The organism is Kitasatospora sp. A2-31 (assembly GCF_022288725.1).
Classification (GTDB): Bacteria; Actinomycetota; Actinomycetes; order Streptomycetales; family Streptomycetaceae; genus Kitasatospora.
In genome coordinates, this window is sequence record NZ_JAKNTA010000012.1 from 210,959 (window position 1) to 232,877 (window position 21,919).

General features: G+C 75.2%; 3 protein-coding genes and 1 pseudogene. All 4 read left to right on the forward strand.

Features of this window, described 5'->3' with window-relative positions:
* Window positions 1-46 precede the first annotated feature (46 nt).
* The 4 genes and pseudogenes from MCM47_RS29630 (at window position 47) to MCM47_RS29640 (ending at window position 21,901) form a co-directional block, all read left to right on the forward strand.
* Window positions 47-10,153 (forward strand): type I polyketide synthase, encoded by a 10,107-nt coding sequence (locus MCM47_RS29630; RefSeq protein ID WP_374209232.1) that lies wholly within the window; start codon window positions 47-49, stop codon window positions 10,151-10,153.
* Window positions 10,154-10,187: 34 nt separating this feature from the next.
* Window positions 10,188-15,362, forward strand: coding sequence for an SDR family NAD(P)-dependent oxidoreductase (locus MCM47_RS29635; RefSeq protein ID WP_374209228.1), 5,175 nt, complete (start codon window positions 10,188-10,190; stop codon window positions 15,360-15,362).
* Window positions 15,363-15,415: 53 nt separating this feature from the next.
* Window positions 15,416-15,469: pseudogene (locus MCM47_RS44170) on the forward strand (polyketide synthase docking domain-containing protein); the annotation flags it as partial.
* Window positions 15,470-15,487: 18 nt separating this feature from the next.
* The gene (locus MCM47_RS29640; protein ID WP_374209233.1) at window positions 15,488-21,901 is read left to right on the forward strand and encodes a type I polyketide synthase; all 6,414 of its coding nucleotides are present in this window, start codon (window positions 15,488-15,490) and stop codon (window positions 21,899-21,901) included.
* Window positions 21,902-21,919 lie beyond the last annotated feature (18 nt).

Genomic DNA, 21,919 nt, shown 5'->3' on the forward strand with positions numbered 1-21,919 from the left:
AGTTTCGGAGTTCTCGATGACCACCAGTGAAGAAGTCGTCAAGGCGCTGCGGGCCTCCCTCAAGGAGGCCGAGACGCTGCGGCAGCAGAACCGCAAGCTGACCGCCGCGGCCTCCGAGCCGATCGCCATCGTCGGCATGGCCTGCCGGTACCCCGGAGGTGTCAAGTCCCCCGACGACCTCTGGCAGTTGGTCGCGGACGGCCGGGACGCGATCTCCGCCTTCCCGGAGGACCGCGGCTGGGACGTCGAGGCGCTGTACGACCCCGACCCGGAGGCGGCCGGCAAGACCTACACCCGGGCCGGCGGGTTCCTGCACGAGGCACCGCTGTTCGACCCGGACTTCTTCGGGATCAGCCCGCGCGAGGCCATGGCCATGCACCCGCAGCAGCGGCTGCTGCTGGAGACCTCCTGGGAGGCCTTCGAGCAGGCCGGCATCGACCCGGCGTCGGTGCGCGGCACCCGGACCGGCGTCTTCGCCGGCGTGATGCACCAGGACTACGCCGCGCGGCTGCGCCAGGCGCCCGAGGACCTCGAGGGCTACCTGATGACGGGCAGCCTCGGCAGCGTGGTGTCGGGCCGGGTGGCCTACACCCTGGGCCTGGAGGGCCCGGCCGTCACGGTCGACACGGCGTGCTCCTCGTCGCTGGTCGCCCTGCACCTGGCAGCACAGGCGCTGCGGAACGGCGAGTGCTCGATGGCGCTCGTCGGCGGCGTCACCGTGATGACCGGACCGGGCGGGTTCGTCGAGTTCAGCCGCCAGCGCGCGCTCTCTCCGGACGGCCGCTGCCGGGCCTTCGCCGCCGCCGCGGACGGCACCGGCTGGGCGGAGGGCGTCGGCATCCTGCTGGTGGAGCGCCTGTCCGACGCGCAGCGCAACGGACACCGGGTGCTGGCGGTGGTGCGCGGCTCGGCGATCAACCAGGACGGGAGCAGCAGCGGCTTCTCCGCGCCGAACGGTCCGGCCCAACAGCGGGCGATCCGGGACGCCTTGAAGAACGCCCGGCTGACGGCCGCGGAGGTCGACGCGGTCGAGGCGCACGGGACGGGCACCCGGCTCGGGGACCCGATCGAGGCGCAAGCGCTGCTGGCCACCTACGGGCAGGACCGGCCGGCGGAACGGCCGCTCTGGCTGGGGTCGTTGAAGTCGAACATCGGGCACGCCCAGGCGGCGGCCGGGGTGGGCGGCGTGATCAAGATGGTCATGGCGATGCGCAACGGGGTTCTGCCCCGCACGCTCCACGTCGACGAACCGACCACGCACGTCGACTGGTCGGCCGGGGCCGTGTCACTGCTCACCGAGGCGAAGGAATGGCCGGCCGGTGAACGCGCCCGGCGAGCCGCCGTCTCCTCGTTCGGGATCAGCGGGACGAACGCCCATGTGATCCTGGAAGAGGCTCCGCAGGAGCCCCAGAAGGAGACGACCGAGGTCAACTCCCCCTCCACGGTGGTGCCGTGGGTGCTCTCCGCCCGCGACGAACGCGCCGTGCGCGCCCAGGCCGCCCAACTCGCCACCTTCCTCCAGGACCACCCCGACACCGACCTGCGCGCCGTCGGCCACACCCTCCTCACCGGACGCGCCGCCCTCGACCACCGCGCCGTCGCCCTCGGCCACAACCACGACGAACTCCTCACCTCCCTCACCGCCCTCGCCGACGGCACCGCCCCCACCGGCCACGGCACCCACGACCGACCGGTGTTCGTCTTCCCCGGCCAGGGCTCCCAATGGATCGGCATGGGCGCCGAACTCCTCGACACCTCCACCGTCTTCGCCCACTGGATCACCAAGTGCGAAGCAGCACTCGCCCCCCACGTCGACTGGTCCCTCACCGACGTCCTGCGCGGCAACGACGACCTCACCCGCGTCGACGTCATCCAACCCGCCCTCTTCGCCGTCATGGTCTCCCTCGCCGAACTCTGGCGCTCCCTCGGCATCGAACCCGCCGCCGTCATCGGCCACTCCCAAGGCGAAATCGCCGCCGCCACCATCGCCGGCGCCCTCTCGTTGGAAGACGGCGCCCGCATCGCCGCCCTGCGCAGCCAAGCCATCCTCGCCATCAGCGGCCACGGCGGCATGGCCTCCCTTCCGCTGGCCCAGCAGGACGCGGCCGAACTCCTCCAGCAGTGGGACGGGCGCCTGACCGTCGCCGCCCACAACGGCCCCACCTCCACCGTCGTCGCCGGCGACCGCGACGCCCTCGACGAACTCCTCACCCACTGCGAACAGCACGACATCCGCGCCCGCCGCATCGACGTCGACTACGCCTCCCACAGCCCCCACGTCGAAGCCATCCGGGCCGACCTGGCCACCCAACTCGCCGGCATCGCGCCGAAGACAGCCACCATCCCCTTCTACTCCACGGTCACCGGCACCCCGATCGACACCACCCAGTTGGATGCCGACTACTGGTACACCAACCTCCGCCAGACCGTCCGCTTCACCGACGCCACCCACGCCGCCCACACCGACGGCCACACCACCTACATCGAAACCAGCCCTCACCCCGTCCTCACCCCCGCCATCGAGGAAACCCTCGACACCCCCCACACCGTCGTCACCGGCACCCTCCGCCGCAACGAAGGCACCTGGACCCGCCTCCTCACCTCCGCCACCCACCTCCACAACCACGGCCACCCCCTCAACTGGACCCCCTTCCTCCACCCCGCCCCCCACCCCGACCTCCCCACCTACCCCTTCCAGCACCAGCACCTGTGGATCGAGGACGCCGCCCCGGTCGGTTCGGGCCCGGCCGAGGGCACGGCGGTGGACGCAGGCTTCTGGGAGGCCGTCGCGGAGCAGGACGTCGCCGCTCTGGCCGCGACGCTGGAGGTCGAGGACGAGGAGCAGCGCCGGTCGCTGACCGCCCTGTTGCCCGCTCTCTCCTCCTGGCACCGGCAGAGCCTCGACCGTTCCGCGGTGGACGACTGGCGGTACCGGATCGCCTGGAAGCCGGTCGCCGGGCACGCCGTGTCCGCACTCATCGGCACCTGGCTGGTCGTCGTTCCGGCCGGCCACGCCGAGGCGGCGTGGGTCGCCGAGGCCACCCGCGTGCTCGGGGTGCGCGGTGCGCGGAGCGTTCTGCTGGAGGTGGCCGACGGGGATGCGGACCGTGAGGTCCTGGCCGGGCGACTGAGCGAACTGCTCGCCGACTGCGCGTCCGACCACGCCGGCGTGCTGTCGTTCCTCGGCCTGGCCGACAGCCGGTACCGCGAGAAGCGGACGGTGACGGTCGGCGTCGCACTGACGCTTGCGCTCGTCCAGGCGCTGGCCGACCTCGGCGTACGGGCGCCGCTCTGGTGCGCCACCCACGGCGCCGTGTCCACGGGGCCGTCCGACGCTCCGGCCGATCCGGTGCAGGCCCAGCTGTGGGGCCTCGGCCGGGTCGTCGCTCTGGAGCAGTCGCAGCTCTGGGGCGGCCTGGTCGACCTGCCGGAGCAGCCCGACGAGCGCTCGCTCGGCCAGCTGCTCCGGGTGCTGGCGGCGACGTCCGACGAGGACCAGATCGCGGTGCGTCCGGCCGGACTGTTCGCCCGGCGGATGGTCCACGCTCCGCTCGGGGACGCCAGGCCGGTCCGGCGATGGCGCCCGCGCGGCACGGTGCTGGTCACCGGCGGTACCGGGAGCCTCGGCCCGCGGCTCGCGCGCTGGCTGGCCGACAACGGCGCCGATCACCTCGTCCTGGCCAGCCGATCCGGCCCGAACGCGGCGGGCGCGACGGAACTGGCGGCCGAGCTGACGGCTCAGGGCGTGGCCGTCACCCTGGCCGCGTGCGACATTGCGGACCGCGAGGCGGTGTCCGCGCTGCTCGAGGAACTGCGGGCGGACGGCCACACGGTGCGGGCGGTCCTGCACACGGCCGCGTTCATCGAGCTGACGTCCGTGGCCGACACCGGGCTGGAGAGCTTCGACAAGGTGCTGGCCGCCAAGGTGGACGGTGCCCGGCACCTCGCCGACCTGCTCGACCCGGAGGCGCTGGACGCCTTCGTGCTCTTCTCCTCGATCGCCGGCTTCTGGGGCAGCGGGGACCACGCCGCCTATGCGGCCGCCAACGCGGCGCTCGACGCGCTGGCCGAACAGGGCCGTGCGGCCGGTCTGCCGATGGTGTCGGTGGCCTGGGGCGTCTGGGAGGACGCCGTCAACACCTGGAGGAACCTCGGCGACCTGGACGTCGAGCGGACCCGTCAGCGCGTGCGTGGGCAGGGCCTGCCGCTGATGCGTCCCGAGGCGGCGATCGCCGCCCTGCAGCAGGCGCTCGACCACGACGACACCTTCGTCGCGGTGGCCGAGATCGACTGGGAGCGCTTCGTCCCCCTGTTCACCGCGCTGCGCCCGAGCCCGTTGCTTGCCGAACTTCCCGAGGCGCGGGCAGTGTTGGCGTCCTCCGCCGAGGCGGAAGCCGACACCTCGGGCTCCGGCTCGGAACTCCGCCGTTCCCTGGCCGACCTGTCCGAGCCGGAGCAGCTCCGGGTGCTCGTGGACCTGGTCACCACCCACGCCGTCGCCGTGCTGGGGCGGCGCGACCCGGAAGCCGTCCGTCCCGAACGAGCCTTCAAGGAGCTCGGGTTCGAGTCCCTGACCGCGGTCGAGCTGCGCAACCGGCTGGCGGCCGCAACGGGCCTGCGCCTGCCGGCGACGCTGGTCTTCGACTACCCGACACCGGCCGCGATCGCCGCCCAGCTGCGGCGTGAGGTGCTCGATCTGGGTGCGGTCGAGGAGGCCGTCCCGGCCGCTCCGACCGGGTCGGTCGGCGCCGCGGACGACGAGGCGATCGCGATCGTCGGTATGGCCTGCCGGTTCCCGGGCGGCATCACGACCCCCGAGGCGCTCTGGCAGTTGCTCGTCACGGACGGCGACGTGGTCTCCGGTATGCCCACCGACCGCGGCTGGGACCTGGACGCGGTCTCCGGCCAGCAGGGCGGGTTCCTCCAGGACGTCGACCGGTTCGACCCCGCGTTCTTCGGGATCAGCCCGCGCGAGGCCCTGGCGATGGACCCGCAGCAGCGGCTGCTGCTGGAGACCTCCTGGGAGGCCTTCGAACGCGCCGGCATCGACCTCACCACGCTCCGCGGCAGCCGCACCGGCGCCTTCGTCGGCGCGATGCAGCACGGCTACGGCGTCAGCTCGGCCGAGGCTCCGTCGGCCATCGAGGACTACGTCATCACCGGCAGCGTCACCAGCGTCATCTCTGGCCGACTGGCCTACGCCTTCGGCCTGGAGGGCCCGGCGATCACCGTCGACACGGCGTGCTCCTCGTCCCTGGTGGCCCTGCACCTGGCTGGCCAGGCCCTGCGCAACGGCGAGTGCTCGATGGCGATCGCGGGCGGCGCGGTCGTGATGCCGACCCCGGACTCCTTCATCGGCTTCAGCCGGATGGGGGCGCTCTCCCAGAGCGGCCGCTGCAAGGCGTTCTCCGACTCCGCGGACGGCTTCGGCCTCGCCGAGGGCGCCGGAGTGGTGCTGCTGGAGCGCCTGTCCGACGCGCAGCGCAACGGACACCCGGTCCTCGCGGTGGTGCGCGGCTCGGCGATCAACCAGGACGGCGCCAGCAACGGGCTCGCCGCGCCGAACGGGCCCTCGCAGCAGCGGGTGATCCGGGCGGCGCTGGCGGACGCCCGGGTGGCGGCCGCGGACGTGGACGCGGTCGAGGCGCACGGCACGGGCACCCGGCTCGGGGACCCCATCGAGGCGCAGGCGCTGCTGGCCACCTACGGGCAGGAGAGGCCGGCCGAACGGCCGCTCCGGCTCGGGTCGTTGAAGTCCAACATCGGCCACACCCAGGCAGCGGCCGGCGTCGCCGGGGTCATCAAGATGGTGCTCGCACTCCGGCACGGGGTTCTCCCGCGCACGCTCCACGTCGACGAGCCGACCACGCACGTGGACTGGGCGTCCGGCGCGGTCTCGGTGCTCACCGAGGCACAGGAGTGGCCGGAGGCGGACGGGCGTCCGCGCCGGGCGGGCGTGTCGGCCTTCGGGATCAGCGGGACGAACGCCCATGTGATCCTGGAGGAGGCTCCGCAGGAGCCCCAGAAGGAAACGAACGAGGTCAACTCCCCCTCGGCGGTGGTGCCGTGGGTGCTCTCCGCCCGCGACGAACGCGCCCTGCGCGCCCAGGCCGCCCAACTCGCCACCTTCCTCCAGGACCACCCCGACACCGACCTGCGCGCCGTCGGCCACACCCTCCTCACCGGACGCGCCGCCCTCGACCACCGCGCCGTCGCCCTCGGCCACAACCACGACGAACTCCTCACCTCCCTCACCGCCCTCGCCGACGGCACCGCCCCCACCGGCCACGGCACCCACGACCGTCCGGTGTTCGTCTTCCCCGGCCAGGGCTCCCAATGGATCGGCATGGGCGCCGAACTCCTCGACACCTCCACCGTCTTCGCCCACTGGATCACCCAGTGCGAAGCCGCACTCGCGCCGTACGTCGACTGGTCCCTCACCGACGTCCTGCGCGGCAACGACGACCTCACCCGCGTCGACGTCATCCAACCCGCACTCTTCGCCGTCATGGTCTCCCTCGCCGAACTCTGGCGCTCCCTCGGCATCGAACCCGCCGCCGTCATCGGCCACTCCCAAGGCGAAATCGCCGCCGCCACCATCGCCGGCGCCCTCTCGTTGGAAGACGGCGCCCGCATCGCCGCCCTGCGCAGCCAAGCCATCCTCGCCATCAGCGGCCACGGCGGCATGGCCTCCCTCCCCCTCAGCCACGACAACACGGCCGAACTCCTCACCCGCTGGGACGGACGCCTGACCGTCGCCGCCCACAACGGCCCCACCACCACCGTCATCGCCGGCGACCGCGACGCCCTCGACGAACTCCTCACCCACTGCGAACAGCACGACATCCGCGCCCGCCGCATCGACGTCGACTACGCCTCCCACAGCCCCCACGTCGAAGCCATCCGGGCCGACCTGGCCACCCAACTCGCCGGCATCACGCCCAAGACAGCCACCATCCCCTTCTACTCCACGGTCACCGGCACCCTCATCGACACCACCCAGCTGGATGCCGACTACTGGTACACCAACCTCCGCCAGACCGTCCGCTTCACCGACGCCACCCACGCCGCCCACACCGACGGCCACACCACCTACATCGAAACCAGCCCCCACCCCGTCCTCACCCCCGCCATCGAAGAAACCCTCGACACCCCCCACACCGTCGTCACCGGCACCCTCCGCCGCAACGAAGGCACCTGGACCCGCCTCCTCACCTCCGCCACCCACCTCCACAACCACGGCCCCCCCCTCCACTGGACCCCCCCCCTCCACCCCCCCCCCCACCCCGACCTCCCCACCTACCCCTTCCAACGCGAGCGCTTCTGGCTCACCCCGCCCGCAGCCGCCAACCCGCGCACCGCCGGACTCGACTCCGGCGAGCACCCGATGCTCGCCGCCGCCGTCCCGCTGCCCGAGGACGAGGGCGTGATCCTCACCGGCCGGCTCTCCGTCGCCACCCACCCCTGGCTGGCCGACCACGCCGTGTGGGACACCGTCCTCGCCTCCGGCACCTCGCTCGTCGAGCTCGCCCTGCACGCCGGCAGCCGGCTCGGCTGCGACCGTCTGGAGGAGCTGACCCTCCAGGTGCCCCTCGTGCTGCCCGATCAGCAGGCGGTCCGGGTGCACGTGCGCGTCGGTGCGTCGGACGGCGCCGGCCGTCGGCCCCTCACCATCCACTCCGCCCCCGACAACGCCGAGGCCACCACCGCCTGGACCTGCCACGCGTCCGGCACCGCCGCCCCGGCCGGGCCCGCCGCCGGATGGGCCACCGGTGCCGCCTGGCCGCCGGCCGGCGCCGTGCCGGTCCCCCTCGACGGCCTCTACGAGCGGCTGGCCGAGGACGGGCTCGGGTACGGCCCGGCGTTCCGCGGGCTCCGTGCCGCGTGGCGCCTCGGCGAGGAGGTCTACGGCGAGGTCCGGCTGCCGCAGGAGCAGTTCGCCGACGCCGGCCGGTTCGGCCTTCACCCCGCGCTGCTGGACGCGGCCCTGCACACCACGCTGGTCGACGGCGCGGAGCGGGTGCGGCTGCCGTTCGCGTGGACCGGCGTCGCCCTGCACGCCACCGGCGCCGGCGCGCTGCGGGTCCGGCTCACGCCGACCGGGCCGGACGAGATGTCGCTGGTGGTGGCCGACCAGACCGGCCTGCCGGTGGCCACGGTCGAGTCGCTCGCCGTCCGGCCGCTCGCCCGGGCGCAGCTCGGCTCGGCCGTCCAGCGCGCCGCCGCCGACTCGCTCTTCGAGGTGGCCTGGACCGAGCTGTCCGGCCTCCCCGCCGCCCGTGCCGTCCGTACCGCCGTGCTCGGCGGCCCGGCCGCGCTCGCGGGAATCGCCGGAGCGTCGTACCCCCACCTCGCTGCCCTCGCCGACGCGGTCGGCGCCGGGGCGCCGGTGCCCGAGGCCGTGGTGGTCCCGTGGATGCCGGAGCCCGACGCGGACACCGTGTCGGCGGACGCCGCCCGGCAGTCGGTGGAGCGGGCGCTGTCGCTGCTGCAGGTCTGGACGGCCGACGACCGGTTCGCCGCCTCCCGCCTGGTGCTGGTGACCCGCGGGGCCGTCGACGCCGACGATGCGGCCGGCTCGCCCGATCTGGCCGCGGCCGCCGTGTGGGGCGCGGTGCGCTCCGCGCAGGCCGAGCACCCGGACCGGCTGGTCCTGGTGGACCTCGACTGCGCCCTGGCCGAGGCCTCGGCCACGCTGTCGCTCCTGCTGGACGGGGCCGAGCCGCAGTACGCGGTCCGGGCCGGCCGGGTGTTCGTGCCGCGGCTGGCGCGGCTGCGGCCCGCCGACGGCCCGTCCGTCGCCCCCGCGCCGGACCCCGAGGGCACGGTGCTGATCACGGGCGGGACGGGGACGCTGGGCGCGCTGGTCGCCCGGCACCTGGTCGAGACGCACGGTGTCCGACACCTGATGCTGCTCAGCCGGCAGGGCCGCCAGGCCCGCGGGGCCGACGAACTGGTCCGCTCGCTGGCCGAGTCGGGCGCCGAGGTGACGGTCGCCGCGTGCGACGCCGCCGACCGGGAGGCCCTGGCCGCGGTACTCGCGGCCGTCCCCGCCGAGCACCCGCTGACCGGCGTGGTGCACGCGGCCGGAGTGCTGGACGACGGCACGCTCGCCGCGATCACGCCCGAGCGGCTGGCCGCCGTCCTGCGGCCGAAGGCGGACGCCGCGTGGAACCTGCACGAGCTGACCCGGGACGCCAAGCCGGCGCTGTTCGTGCTGTTCTCGGCGGCAGGTGGGCTGCTGGGCAATGCGGGCCAGGCCAACTACGCCGCCGCCAACGCCTACCTGGACGCCCTGGCCGCGCACCGCCGTGCGCTGGGTCTGCCCGGGGTGTCGATGGCGTGGGGGCTGTGGTCCGCGGTCAGCGGGATGACCGGTGGCCTGAGCGAGGCGGACCGGGCCCGGATGAAGCGTTCCGGGGTGCTGCCGATGTCCACCGCGGAGGGTCTGGCGCTGTTCGACGCGGCCCTCGCCCAGGAGCGGCCGCTGGTACTGCCGGTCCGGCTGGACCTGCCCGCGCTGCGCGGCGGCGAGCCGGCGGGGCGGTCCCCGCTGCTGCGCGCCCTGCTCGGCGCGGCACCCCGACGCGCGGCGCAGGCCGACGCGCCGGCCGAGGCCGGGGCCGCACTGTCGCTCGCCGGGCTCTCGGCCGCCGAACAGTCCCACGCCCTGGTGGAGTTGGTGCGGGCTCAGGTGGCCGCTGTGCTGGGCCACGCCTCGCCGCAGGACGTCGGCAGCGGGCGCGGCTTCCTGGAGTCCGGGTTCGACTCGCTGCGCGCGGTCGAACTGCGCAACCGGCTGAACGCGGCCACCGGCCTGCGGCTGCCGGCGACGCTGGTCTTCGACCACCCGACGCCGGTCGCCGTCGCCGAGCACCTCGGCGAGCTGCTGCGGCAGCTGGCGCGGCCGGCCGAGGAGCCGGAGCTGCTGGACCTCGACAGCCTGGAGGCCGGTCTGCGCGACCTCGCCGCCGGGGATCCGCGGCGCGAGCGGCTCGCCGCCCGGCTGCGCGGCCTGGTCGCCCAGCTGGACGCGACCGGCGCCGGCAGTGCCGCGGCGCCGGCCGAACCCGCGGACGACGAGGACGAGTTCGGGGACGCCACGCTCGACGAGCTCCTCGACATCGTCGACGGCGAACTGCGGAACCCGTGAACCTGCCCACCCGGCCCCGTCGTCGGAGCCCGCGTTGAACAGAGAGGCGCACAGCGCAATGACGAGCGACGAGAAGGTCCTCGACACCCTCAAGCGGCTGACCATCGACCTGCGCCGGACGCGCCGGCGGCTGCAGGAGGTCGAGGAGGGGGCCCGCGAGCCGATCGCGATCGTCGGCATGGCGTGCCGCTACCCCGGCGGGGTCACCTCCCCCGAGGACCTCTGGCGGCTGGTGGCCGAGGAGCGGGACGTGATCTCCCCGCTCCCGACCGACCGCGGCTGGCGCGAGGACCTCTACGACCCGGACCCGGCCCGGCACGGCTCGGTGTACGTCCGTGAGGGCGGATTCCTTTACGACGCCGCCGAGTTCGACCCGGCGTTCTTCGGCATGAGCGCCCGGGAGGCGCTGGCCACCGACCCGCAGCAGCGGCTGCTGCTCGAAACGGCCTGGGAGGCCTTCGAGCGGGCCGGGATCGACCCGGCGTCGGTGCGCGGCACCCGGACCGGCGTCTTCGCCGGGGTGATCTACCAGGACTACGCCTCGCGGCTGCACCGGGTGCCGGGCGAGTTCGAGGGCTACGTCGGCAACGGCAGCACCGGCAGCGTCGCCTCCGGCCGGGTCGCGTACGCCTTCGGTCTGGAGGGCCCGGCCGTCACGCTGGACACGGCGTGCTCGTCCTCGCTGGTCGCGCTGCACCAGGCCGCGCAGGCGCTGCGGAACGGCGACTGCACGCTGGCGCTGGCCGGCGGGGTGACCGTGATGGCCTCGCCGATGGCCCTGGTCGAGTTCAGCCGGCAGCGCGGCCTGGCCACCGACGCGCGGTGCAAGGCCTTCGCGGCCGGTGCCGACGGGACGGGCCTCGGCGAGGGCGTCGGGATGCTGCTGCTGGAGCGCCTCTCGGACGCCCGGCGCAACGGGCGCCGGGTGCTCGCGGTGATCCGGGGCAGCGCGGTCAACCAGGACGGCGCCAGCAGCGGGCTGACGGCGCCGAGCGGGCCCGCCCAGCAGCGGGTGATCCGGCAGGCGCTGGAGCGCGCCGGGCTGGCCGCGCGCGAGGTGGACGCGGTGGAGGCGCACGGCACCGGGACGACGCTCGGCGACCCGATCGAGGCGCAGGCCCTGCTCGCCACCTACGGCCGGGACCGGTCCGGCGGGGAGCCGCTGTACCTCGGCTCGGTGAAGTCCAACATCGGCCACGCCCAGGCGGCGGCGGGTGTGGCCGGCGTGATCAAGATGGTGATGGCGATCCGGCAGGGCGTGCTGCCGCGCACGCTCCACCTCGACGAGCCCAATCCGCACGTGGACTGGTCGGCGGGCGCGGTGGCGCCGCTGACCGGGGCCCGGCAGTGGCCGGCCACGGGGCGGCCGCGCCGGGCCGGGGTGTCGTCCTTCGGGGTCAGCGGGACCAATGCGCACCTCATCCTGGAGGAGGCCGCCGAGGAGACCGCCGCCGACCTCCCGGGGGAGGAAGCCGGGCCGCGGCCCGCCGGCGGGGCGGCCGTGCCGTGGGTGCTCTCCGGCCGGACCGGAGCCGCGCTGCGCGCGCAGGCCACGCGGCTGCTGGACCACCTGGCCGCGCATCCCGGGCAGACCGCGGCCGAGGTCGGTGCGGCGCTGGCGCGCCACCGGGCGGCCTTCGAGCACCGTGCCGTGCTGCTGGGCGCGGACCTCGGCGACCTGCGGGCCGGCCTGGCGGCGCTGGCCGCGGGCGAGTCCCGGCCCGGCCTGGTCACGGGCGTCGCCCGGGACGACGGCCCGGTGGTGTTCGTGCTGCCGGACTCGCCGCCGGAGCGTCCCGACCGGATGGTGCGGCTGCTCGACACCACGCCGCTGTTCGCCGCGCGGCTCGCCGAGTGCGACGCCGCGTTGCGCGAGGTCGCCGGCTGGTCCGCGACGGACGTGCTGCGCGGCGCGGCGGGCGCGCCCGATCCGGCGCGTCCCGAGGTCGGCCGGGCGGTGGCGTGGGCGGTGCTGGTCGCCCTCGCCGGGCTCTGGGCGGAGCACGGGGTGGATCCGGCCGCCGTGGTGGCACCGGGCTCCGGCGCGGTCGCCGGCGCCTGCGTCGCGGGGGCGCTGTCCCTGGTGGAGGGTGCGCGCGCGGCGGTGTCCGGCGAGGCGGGCGCCCTGACGGAGAGCCGGATCCCGCTGCTCACCGAGGCCGTGGACGCCTCGCTGCGCACGCTGCTGGAGCGCGGCCACAGCCGCTTCGTCGTCCTCGGCACCGACCGGGCCGAACGGATCACCGCCACGGTCGGGCCGGACGTCCAGGTGGTCGCCGCCGCGGACGGGTTCCTCCCCGCGCTGGCCGAGCTGCACGTCCACGGCGCGGCGGTCCGCTTCGCGGCGGCGTTCCCGGTCGCCGGGCTCCGCCCGGTGGACCTGCCGACCTACGCCTTCCAGCGCCGGCGTTACTGGCTGGAGGACGGGCCGGCCGACCCCGACGTGACCGCCGCCGGTCTCACGGCCACGGGCCACCCGATGCTCCAGGCCCTGATCGAACTACCGGATGGCGGCGGGCTGCTGTTCACCGGCCGGCTCTCCCCGCGCGAGCTGCCCTGGCTCGCCGACCACGCGGTTCAGGGCCGCGTGCTGCTGCCCGGCACCGCCGTGGTCGAGCTGGTCCGCGAGGCCGGCGTGCGGACGGGCTGCCCCGACCTGGGCGAGCTGACCCTGCACGCGCCGCTGGAGCTTCCGGCGCCCGGGGCCGCCGCGGATGCCGGCGTCCGGATCCGGCTGGCCGTGGGTGCCCCGGACGGTTCCGGTCACCGCGCGGTGGAGCTGTCCTCGCGCCCGGCCGCTCCCGAGCACGCCGTCTGGACCAGGCACGCCACCGGCACGCTGACGCCCGAGGCGCCGACGGCCTCCTCCGACCTGGTCGTCTGGCCGCCGGCCGGCGCCGAGCCGGTCGGCCTGGACGGCTGCTACGACCGCTTCGCCGCCCTCGGTATCGAGTACGGCCCCGCCTTCCGCGGACTGCGCGCGCTCTGGCGGCGCGGCGAGGAGGTGTTCGCCGAGGTGGCGCTGGCGGAGGCGGACCGGGCCGATGCCCGTCGCTACGGCCTCCACCCGGCGCTGCTGGACGCCGCCCTGCAGGCCTACGCGGCCGGCGCGGAGCAGGCGGACGCGCCGACGCCGGTGCCGTTCGCCTGGCACGGTGTCTCGGTCCGCGCGGCCGGCGCCACGGCCCTGCGGGTGCGGCTCGCCCCGGCCGGCCCGGACGCGGTGACCGTCGAGGCCGCAGACCCGGCGGGCGTGCCGGTGGCCACGGTGGCGAGCCTGCGGTCCCGCCGGCTGCCCGGGGCCGCCGGCGGTTCCGGCTCGCTGTGGCGCGTCCGCTGGGCGCCGGTGCCGCCGGCCCCGCACCCCGCCACCGTGCGGACGGCGGTCGTGGGCACCGGGCTGCCGGACGCCTCGCCGGAGCGCCACCCCGACCTCGCCGCGCTGGCCGCCGCCGGTACCCCCGTGCCGAACGTGGTCCTCGCCCCCATCGCTCCGACCGGCGGCGACGTGCCGACCGCCGTCCACACCGCCACCGCGGACGCGCTCCGGCTGGTCCGGTCCTGGCTGGCCGAGCCGCGGTTCGCCGCCGCGCGGCTGGTCGTGGTGACGAGCCGTGCCCAGTCCACCGGAGCCGACGACCCCGCCCCCGACCTCGCGGCGGCGGCCGTCTGGGGACTGCTGCGGTCCGCCCAGTCCGAACACCCCCGGCGCTTCGGCCTGCTGGACCTCGACGTGGCGACGCCCACCGCGGCCGACCTGGCCGTGGCACTCGCCTCCGACGAGCCCCAACTGGCGCTGCGCGGGTCCGGCCTGCTGGCGCCACGGCTGGTGGAGGCCGAGCCGGCCACCGGTGGCGACGCCGCCTTCGACCCGGACGGCACCGTCCTGGTCACCGGCGGCACCGGCACCCTGGGCGGCCTGGTCGCCCGGCACCTGGTCGAGCGCGGCGCCCGGCACCTCCTCCTGGCGGGGCGCCGGGGCGAGCGGACGCCCGGCGTGGCCGAGCTGGTGGCCGAACTGACCGAGCAGGGGGCCGAGATCACCGTGGCCGCCTGCGACACCGCCGACCGGGAGGCCCTGGCCGCCCTGCTGCGGTCGATCCCCTCGGCCCACCCGCTGCGGGCCGTCGTCCACGCCGCCGGCGTGGCCGACGACGGCCTGCTGGCCGCGCTCACGCCCGAGCGGCTCGCCGCCGTCCTGCGCCCGAAGGTCGACGCGGCCTGGCACCTGCACGAGCTGACCCGGGACTCCGCGCTCGACGCCTTCGTGCTGTTCTCCTCCGCCTCGGGCACCTTCGGCACCGCCGGACAGGCCAACTACGCGGCCGCCAACGCCTTCCTCGACGCGTTCGCGCAGCGGCGCCGTGCCGAGGGCCTGCCCGGTCTCTCGCTGGCCTGGGGGCTGTGGGCGGAGCGCAGCAAGCTGACGGAAAGTCTGGATCCGCTCAGCATCGGCCGGTTGGCCCGGGACGGCGTCGGTGCGCTTTCGACGGCGGAGGCTCTTGATCTCTTCGACACCGCCCGTATCATGATCAATGAGTCGGTGCTCGTCCCCGTTCGGCTGGACCTCGCGGTACTGCGGGGCCGGGCCGACCAGGGACAAGTTCCCTCGCTGCTGCGGGAGTCGGCCACGGCGCCGGTGCCCACGGCGGTGGCGTCGGCGCCCGTGCCGGGGCCGGACCAGGAGCAGGACGGGACGACCGGCTTCGCGCAGCGCCTGCGGGCGATGCCGGAGTCCGACCGCCGACGCGCCCTGCTCGACCTGGTGCGCACCCACGCGGCGATCGTGCTGGCCGAGTCCACGCCCGAGTCGATCGACCCGGGCCAGGGCTTCGTCGACCTGGGCTTCGACTCGCTCGCCAACCTCGAACTCCAGGAGCGGCTGCAGGACGCCACCGGCCTCCAGCTGCCGAGCACCCTGGTCTTCGACTACCCCACCGCGGAGGTGCTGGCCGACCACCTCTGCGCCGAGTTCGACACCGGAGAGACCACGGCGGTGGGCCCGGCGCTCGCCGAACTCGACCGACTGGAGCAGTTCCTGACGCCCTACACCGACGACGACCACGCCCGGACGGCGATCACCCACCGGCTGAAGGACCTCCTCGCCCGCTGGGGCGACGACGGCCGGGACGGCACCGACCGGCCCGACCTCGCCTCGGCAACCGACGACGAACTCTTCGACGTACTCGACCAGTTGCGCGCCCGCTGAGGGCGAAGGCAGAACCAGGTCGAACCCCGCACCGGCTATAGGAGCAGGCTCAAGTGGCACATGAAGACAAGCTTCGCGAGCACCTCCGGTGGGCCGCCGCCGAGCTCGGCGAGGCACGCCGCAGGGTGGCCGAACTGGAGGCGGCCGACCGCGACCCGATCGCGATCGTCGGGATGAGCTGCCGGTACCCGGGCGGGGTACGGACGCCGGAGGAGCTGTGGGAGCTGGTGGCCGCCGGGCGGGACGCCGTCGGCGAACCGCCCGCCGGGCGCGGGTGGCGGGTCGAGGACTTCTACGACCCCGAGGGCCTGCGCGCCGGCACCTCCTACGTGTGCGAGGGCGGGTTCCTCGACGACGCGGACCGGTTCGACCCCGCGTTCTTCGGGATCAGCCCGCGCGAGGCCCTGGCGATGGACCCGCAGCAGCGGCTGCTGCTGGAGACCGCGTGGGAGGCCTTCGAGCGGGCGGGCATCCGGCCGGCGACGGTGCGCGGGGCCCGGGTCGGCGTGTTCGCGGGCCTGATGTACCACGACTACGGCACCCGCCTCGGCTCGGTGGACGAGTCGGTCGCCGGCTTCCTGGGGAGCGGGACGGCGGGCAGCGTCGCCTCCGGCCGGATCGCCTACGTCCTCGGCCTGGAGGGGCCGGCGGTGACGGTGGACACGGCGTGCTCCTCGTCGCTGGTCGCCCTGCACCTGGCGGCGCAGGCGATCCGGCGCGGCGACTGCACGATGGCGCTGGCCGGCGGCGTCACGGTGATGGCCACCCCGAGCACGTTCGTCGAGTTCAGCCGTCAGGGCGGCCTCGCCCGGGACGGGCGCTGCAAGTCCTTCGCCGCCGCGGCCGACGGGACGGCGTGGGGCGAAGGCGCCGGAATGCTGCTGGTCGAGCGCCTGTCGGACGCCGAGCGGAACGGGCACCGGGTGCTCGCGGTCCTGCGCGGGTCGTCGGTCAACCAGGACGGCGCGAGCAGCAACCTCTCCGCGCCCAACGGGCCCTCGCAGCAGCGGGTGATCCGGCAGGCGCTCGCCGAGGCCGAACTCTCGCCCGACCTGGTCGACGCCGTCGAGGCGCACGGCACGGGCACCAAGCTCGGCGACCCGATCGAGGCCCAAGCGCTGCTGGCCACCTACGGGCAGGAACGCCCGGCGGAACGGCCGCTCTGGCTGGGGTCGTTGAAGTCCAACCTCGGCCACACCCAGGCCGCAGCCGGCGTCGGCGGCGTGATCAAGATGGTCATGGCGATGCGCAACGGCGTGCTGCCGCGGACCCTGCACGTCGACGAGCCGACGCCGCACGTCGACTGGTCGGCCGGGGCGGTCTCGCTGCTCACCCAGGCGCAGGAGTGGCCTCGGACCGGGCGCCCGCGACGGGCGGCCGTGTCCTCGTTCGGCGTGAGCGGGACCAACGCACACGTCATCCTGGAGCAGGCGCCGGAGGTTCCGGCGGCCGACCACGGCGCAGCGGCGGGTGGCGTGGTGCCGTGGGTGCTGTCGGCGCGGGACGAGCGGGCGCTGCGCGAGCAGGCCGGGCGGTTGCGGGCGGCCGTCGAAGCCCACCCGGAATGGGAACCGGCCGCGGTGGCCGGGGCGTTGGTGTCGGGCCGGTCGGTGTTCGAGCAGCGGGCCGTGGTGATCGGCGAGAGCCGTGCCGAGTTGCTGAGCGGCCTCGCGGCCCTCGCCGACGGCACCACCGCGCCCGGCCTCCTCCAGGGCCACGGCACCTTCGACCGTCCGGTGTTCGTCTTCCCCGGCCAGGGCTCCCAATGGATCGGCATGGGCGCCGAACTCCTCGACACCTCCACCGTCTTCGCCCACTGGATCACCCAGTGCGAAGCCGCACTCGCGCCGTACGTCGACTGGTCACTGACGGACGTCCTGCGCGGCAACGACGACCTCACCCGCGTCGACGTCATCCAACCCGCCCTCTTCGCCGTCATGGTCTCCCTCGCCGAACTCTGGCGCTCCCTCGGCATCGAACCCGCCGCCGTCATCGGCCACTCCCAAGGCGAAATCGCCGCCGCCACCATCGCCGGCGCCCTCTCGTTGGAAGACGGCGCCCGCATCGCCGCCCTGCGCAGCCAAGCCATCCTCGCCATCAGCGGCCACGGCGGCATGGCCTCCCTCCCCCTCAGCCACGACAACGCGGCCGAACTCCTCACCCGCTGGGACGGACGCCTGACCATCGCCGCCCACAACGGCCCCACCACTACCGTCATCGCCGGCGACCGCGACGCCCTCGACGAACTCCTCACCCACTGCGAGCAACACGACATCCGCGCCCGCCGCATCGACGTCGACTACGCCTCCCACAGCCCCCACGTCGAAGCCATCCAAACCCAGCTCGCCCAGAAGCTCGCCGGCATCACGCCGAAGACAGCCACCATCCCCTTCTACTCCACGGTCACCGGCACCCCGATCGACACCGCCCAGCTGGATGCCGACTACTGGTACACCAACCTCCGCCAGACCGTCCGCTTCACCGACGCCACCCACGCCGCCCTCACCGACGGCCACCACGCCTTCATCGAAACCAGCCCCCACCCCGTCCTCACCATGGCCGTCCAGGACATCAGCGAGAACGCCGACCGGCAGGCACTCGTCGTCGGCTCCCTGCGCCGCGACGAAGGCGGCCTCCGCCGCCTCCTCACCTCCCTCGCCGAAGCCCACGTCCACGGCGCCCCCCCCACCTGGCCCACCAACCCGCCCCTCCCGACCCACCCCCTCGACCTGCCCACCTACCCCTTCCAACGCGAACGCTTCTGGCTCGACGCCCCCACCCCGACCGGCGACGTCACCACCGCCGGCCTCACCCCCGCCAACCACCCCCTCCTCACCGCACTACTCCCCCTCGCCGACGGCGACGACATCATCCTCACCGGCCGGATCTCCCTCACCACCCACCCCTGGCTCACCGACCACGCCGTCTTCAACACCCCCCTCCTCCCCGGCACCGCCCTCGTCGAACTCGCCCTCCAGGCCGGTGACCACGCCGGCTGCGACGTCCTCGACGAGCTGACGCTCCAGGCACCGCTCCTCCTCCCCGACGACGGCGCCGTCCAGCTCCAGCTCCGGATCGGTCCGCCGGAGGAGAACGGCCGCCGCGCCTTCTCCCTGCACTCCCGCCCCGACCAGCCCGGCCGCCCCGACGCCCCCTGGTCACGGCACGCCACCGGCGTGCTGGCCGTCGGCGCCGAGCGCCCGACCTGGGACCTCGCCGCGTGGCCCCCGGCCGGCGCGCTTCCGGTGGACGTCACCGAGCTCTATCCCCGACTGGCCGAGGACGGTCTCGGCTACGGCCCGGCGTTCCAGGGGCTGCGCGCGCTCTGGCGGCAGGGCGACGACCTGTTCGCCGACGTGCGGTTGCCGGCCGAGCAGCACGACGACGCCCTGCGCTTCGGCCTGCACCCCGCTCTGCTGGACGCCGCCCTGCACGCGACCGCTGCCGCCTCGCCCGGCGAGGTGCGGCTGCCGTTCTCGTGGAGCGGTGTCGCCCTGCACGCCACCGGTGCGACCGCCCTGCGGGTGCGGGTCTCCCCGGCCGGCCCGGACGGGATCGCCCTCCAGGTGGCCGACGCGTCCGGCGCCCCGGTGGCCGCCGTGGCGACGCTGGCGAGCCGCCCGGTGGACCGGGAACGGCTGCAGGCGGCGCGCCAGGACGGCGCGGACCCGCTGCTGCGGGTGGACTGGACCGAGCTGCCCGCCGCCGAGGCCGCCGCCGGGCGCTGGGTCCTGCTCGGCACCGACCGGCTGGGCCTGTCCGAGGACCTCCGGATCGGCGGCCACCCGGACCTCGCCGCCCTCGCCGAGGCCGTCGCCGCCGGCGCGACCGTCCCCGACGCGGTGCTGGTCACCTGCACCGGCGCCGACTCGCCGGACGTCCCCACCGCCGTCCGCGACCTCACCACCAGTACCCTGACGCTGCTTCAGCAATGGCTAGCGGCTGATCAGTTCAGCACCTCGCGGCTGGTCGTCCTGACCTCCGGCGCCGTCCCGGCCGGCAGTGGCGAGAGCGTGCGCGACCTGGTCGCCGCGCCGATCTGGGGCCTGCTGCGGTCCGCCCAGACCGAGCACCCGGGCCGTCTCGTCCTGATCGACCTGGACGACCGCCGCTCCCCCGCCCCCAAGGACGCGCTCGCCGCCGCCCTCGCCACGGACGAGCCACAACTGGCCGTACGCGAAGGCAGGTTGTACGCCCCTCGACTCGTCCGTGGCGCCACCGGCCGGCTGCTGGAGCCACCGGCGGACGGCACCGGCTGGCGGCTGGACACCACCGCCAAGGGCACCCTGGAGAACCTCGCGCTCATCCCGTACCCCGCCGCTGCCGAGCCGCTCGGCCCCGGCCAGGTCCGGCTGGCGGTGCGTGCCGCCGGGATGAACTTCCGCGACGTGCTGCTCGGCCTGGGCATGGTCGACCAGGACGTCATGGGCGGCGAGGCCGCCGGCGTGGTGCTGGAGACCGCCCCCGACGTGACCGGGTTCGCCCCGGGCGACCGCGTGATGGGCATGGTGCCCGGCTCGTTCGGTCCGGTCGCCGTGGTCGACCACCGGCTGCTCGTCCCGCTGCCCGCGCACTGGACGTTCACCGAGGGCGCCTCGGTGCCGATCGCCTTCCTCACCGCCTACTACGGCCTGGTGGACCTCGCCCGGCTCGCCCCCGGCGAGTCGGTGCTGATCCACTCGGCGACCGGCGGCGTGGGCATGGCCGCTATCCAACTCGCCCGCCACCTGGGCGCCGAGGTGTTCACCACGGCCAGCCCGGCCAAGTGGGACACCCTGCGCTCGCTGGGGATCCCGGAGGACCGGATCGCCTCCTCCCGCGACCTCGGCTTCGAGCAGCGGATCCGTGCCGCCACCGGCGGCCGGGGCGTGGACGTCGTCCTGAACTCGCTCGCCAACGAGTTCGTCGACGCCTCGCTGCGGCTGCTCGCGGACGGCGGCCGGTTCGCCGAGATGGGCAAGACGGACATCCGCGACGCGGCCGAGGTCACCGCCGCCCACCCCGGCACCTCCTACCTCTGGTTCGACCTGATCGAGGCCGGCTACGACCGGATCGGCCGGATGACGGCCGAGCTGATGCCGCTGTTCGAGCGCGGCACGCTCCACCCGATCCCCGCCCGCACCTGGGACGTGCGGCGCGCACCGGACGCGTTCCGCTTCATGAGCCAGGCCCGCCACACCGGCAAGGTGGTGCTCACCATGCCCGCCGGGCCGGACCCGGACGGCACCGTGCTGATCACCGGCGGCACGGGCGTGCTGGGCGGCCTGGTCGCCCACCGCCTGGTCGCCGAGCACGGCGTGCGGCACCTGCTGCTGCTCGGCCGGCGCGGTCCGGAGGCCGCCGGCGCGGCCGAGCTGACCGCCGAACTCACCGCGCTGGGCGCCCAGGTGACGGTCACCGCCTGCGACACGGCCGACCGCGACGCCCTGGCACGGGTGCTCGCCGCCGTCCCCGCCGAGCACCCGCTCACCGGCGTCGTCCACGCCGCCGGCGTGCTGGACGACGCGGTGATCGCCTCGCTGACCCCCGCCCAGGTGGCGGCGGTGCTCCGCCCGAAGGTGGACGCCGCCTGGCACCTGCACGAGCTGACCCGGGACGCCGACCTCGGCGCGTTCGTCCTCTTCTCCTCCTCGGCCGCCGTCCTGGGCGGCCCCGGGCAGGGCAACTACGCGGCGGCCAACGCCTTCCTCGACGGCCTCGCCGAGCAGCGCCGCGCCGCCGGGCTGCCCGGCCTGTCGATCGCCTGGGGCCTGTGGGAGCAGGCCAGCGGGATGACCGGCCACCTCGACGACTCCGACCTGACCCGGCTGCGCCGCTCCGGCGTCCGCCCGCTCTCCGACGCCGACGGCCTGGCGATGTTCGACTCGGCCCTGGACGCCGACGAGGCCCTGCTGGTGGCGATGCGGCTCGACGTCGCGACCGCCCGCACCGCCCTCCAGTCCTCCTCGGTGCCGCCGCTGCTGCGCCGGCTGATCGGCTCGCCGGCCCGCCGGTCGGTGGCGGTCACCGGGACCGGCGCGGCGGACGCGCCGGCCCGCCGGCTGGCCGCCCTGCCCGAGGCCGAACGGGCCCGCGCCCTGCTGGATCTGGTGCGCACCAACGCGGCCGTCGTGCTCGGCCACGCCACCGACGAGGCGATCCGGCCGGATCTCGCGTTCAAGCAGCTCGGCTTCGACTCGCTGACCGCCGTCGAGCTGCGCAACCGGCTGGGCGCCGCCACCGGGCTCCGGCTCCCGGCGACGCTGGTCTTCGACCACCCGCGACCGGACGCACTGGCCGCCTACCTGCTCGCCGAGCTGGCCCCGGCCGCACCGGCCGAGCCGGACGGCCCGGCCGCCTCCGACGGCGAGGTCAGCCGGCTGCTGGCCACCATCGCGCCGGCCCGGCTGCGCGCCGCCGGCCTGCTCGACGCGCTGCTCGCCCTCGCCGGCACGGCGCCCGAGGAGCCCCCGGCCGAGGCGGACGACCAACTGGACGAGATCGACGCCATGGACGCCGACGACCTGATCGGCCTGGCGCTCGGCACCACTGACCTCTGATCGCGCTCGGACTGCGGA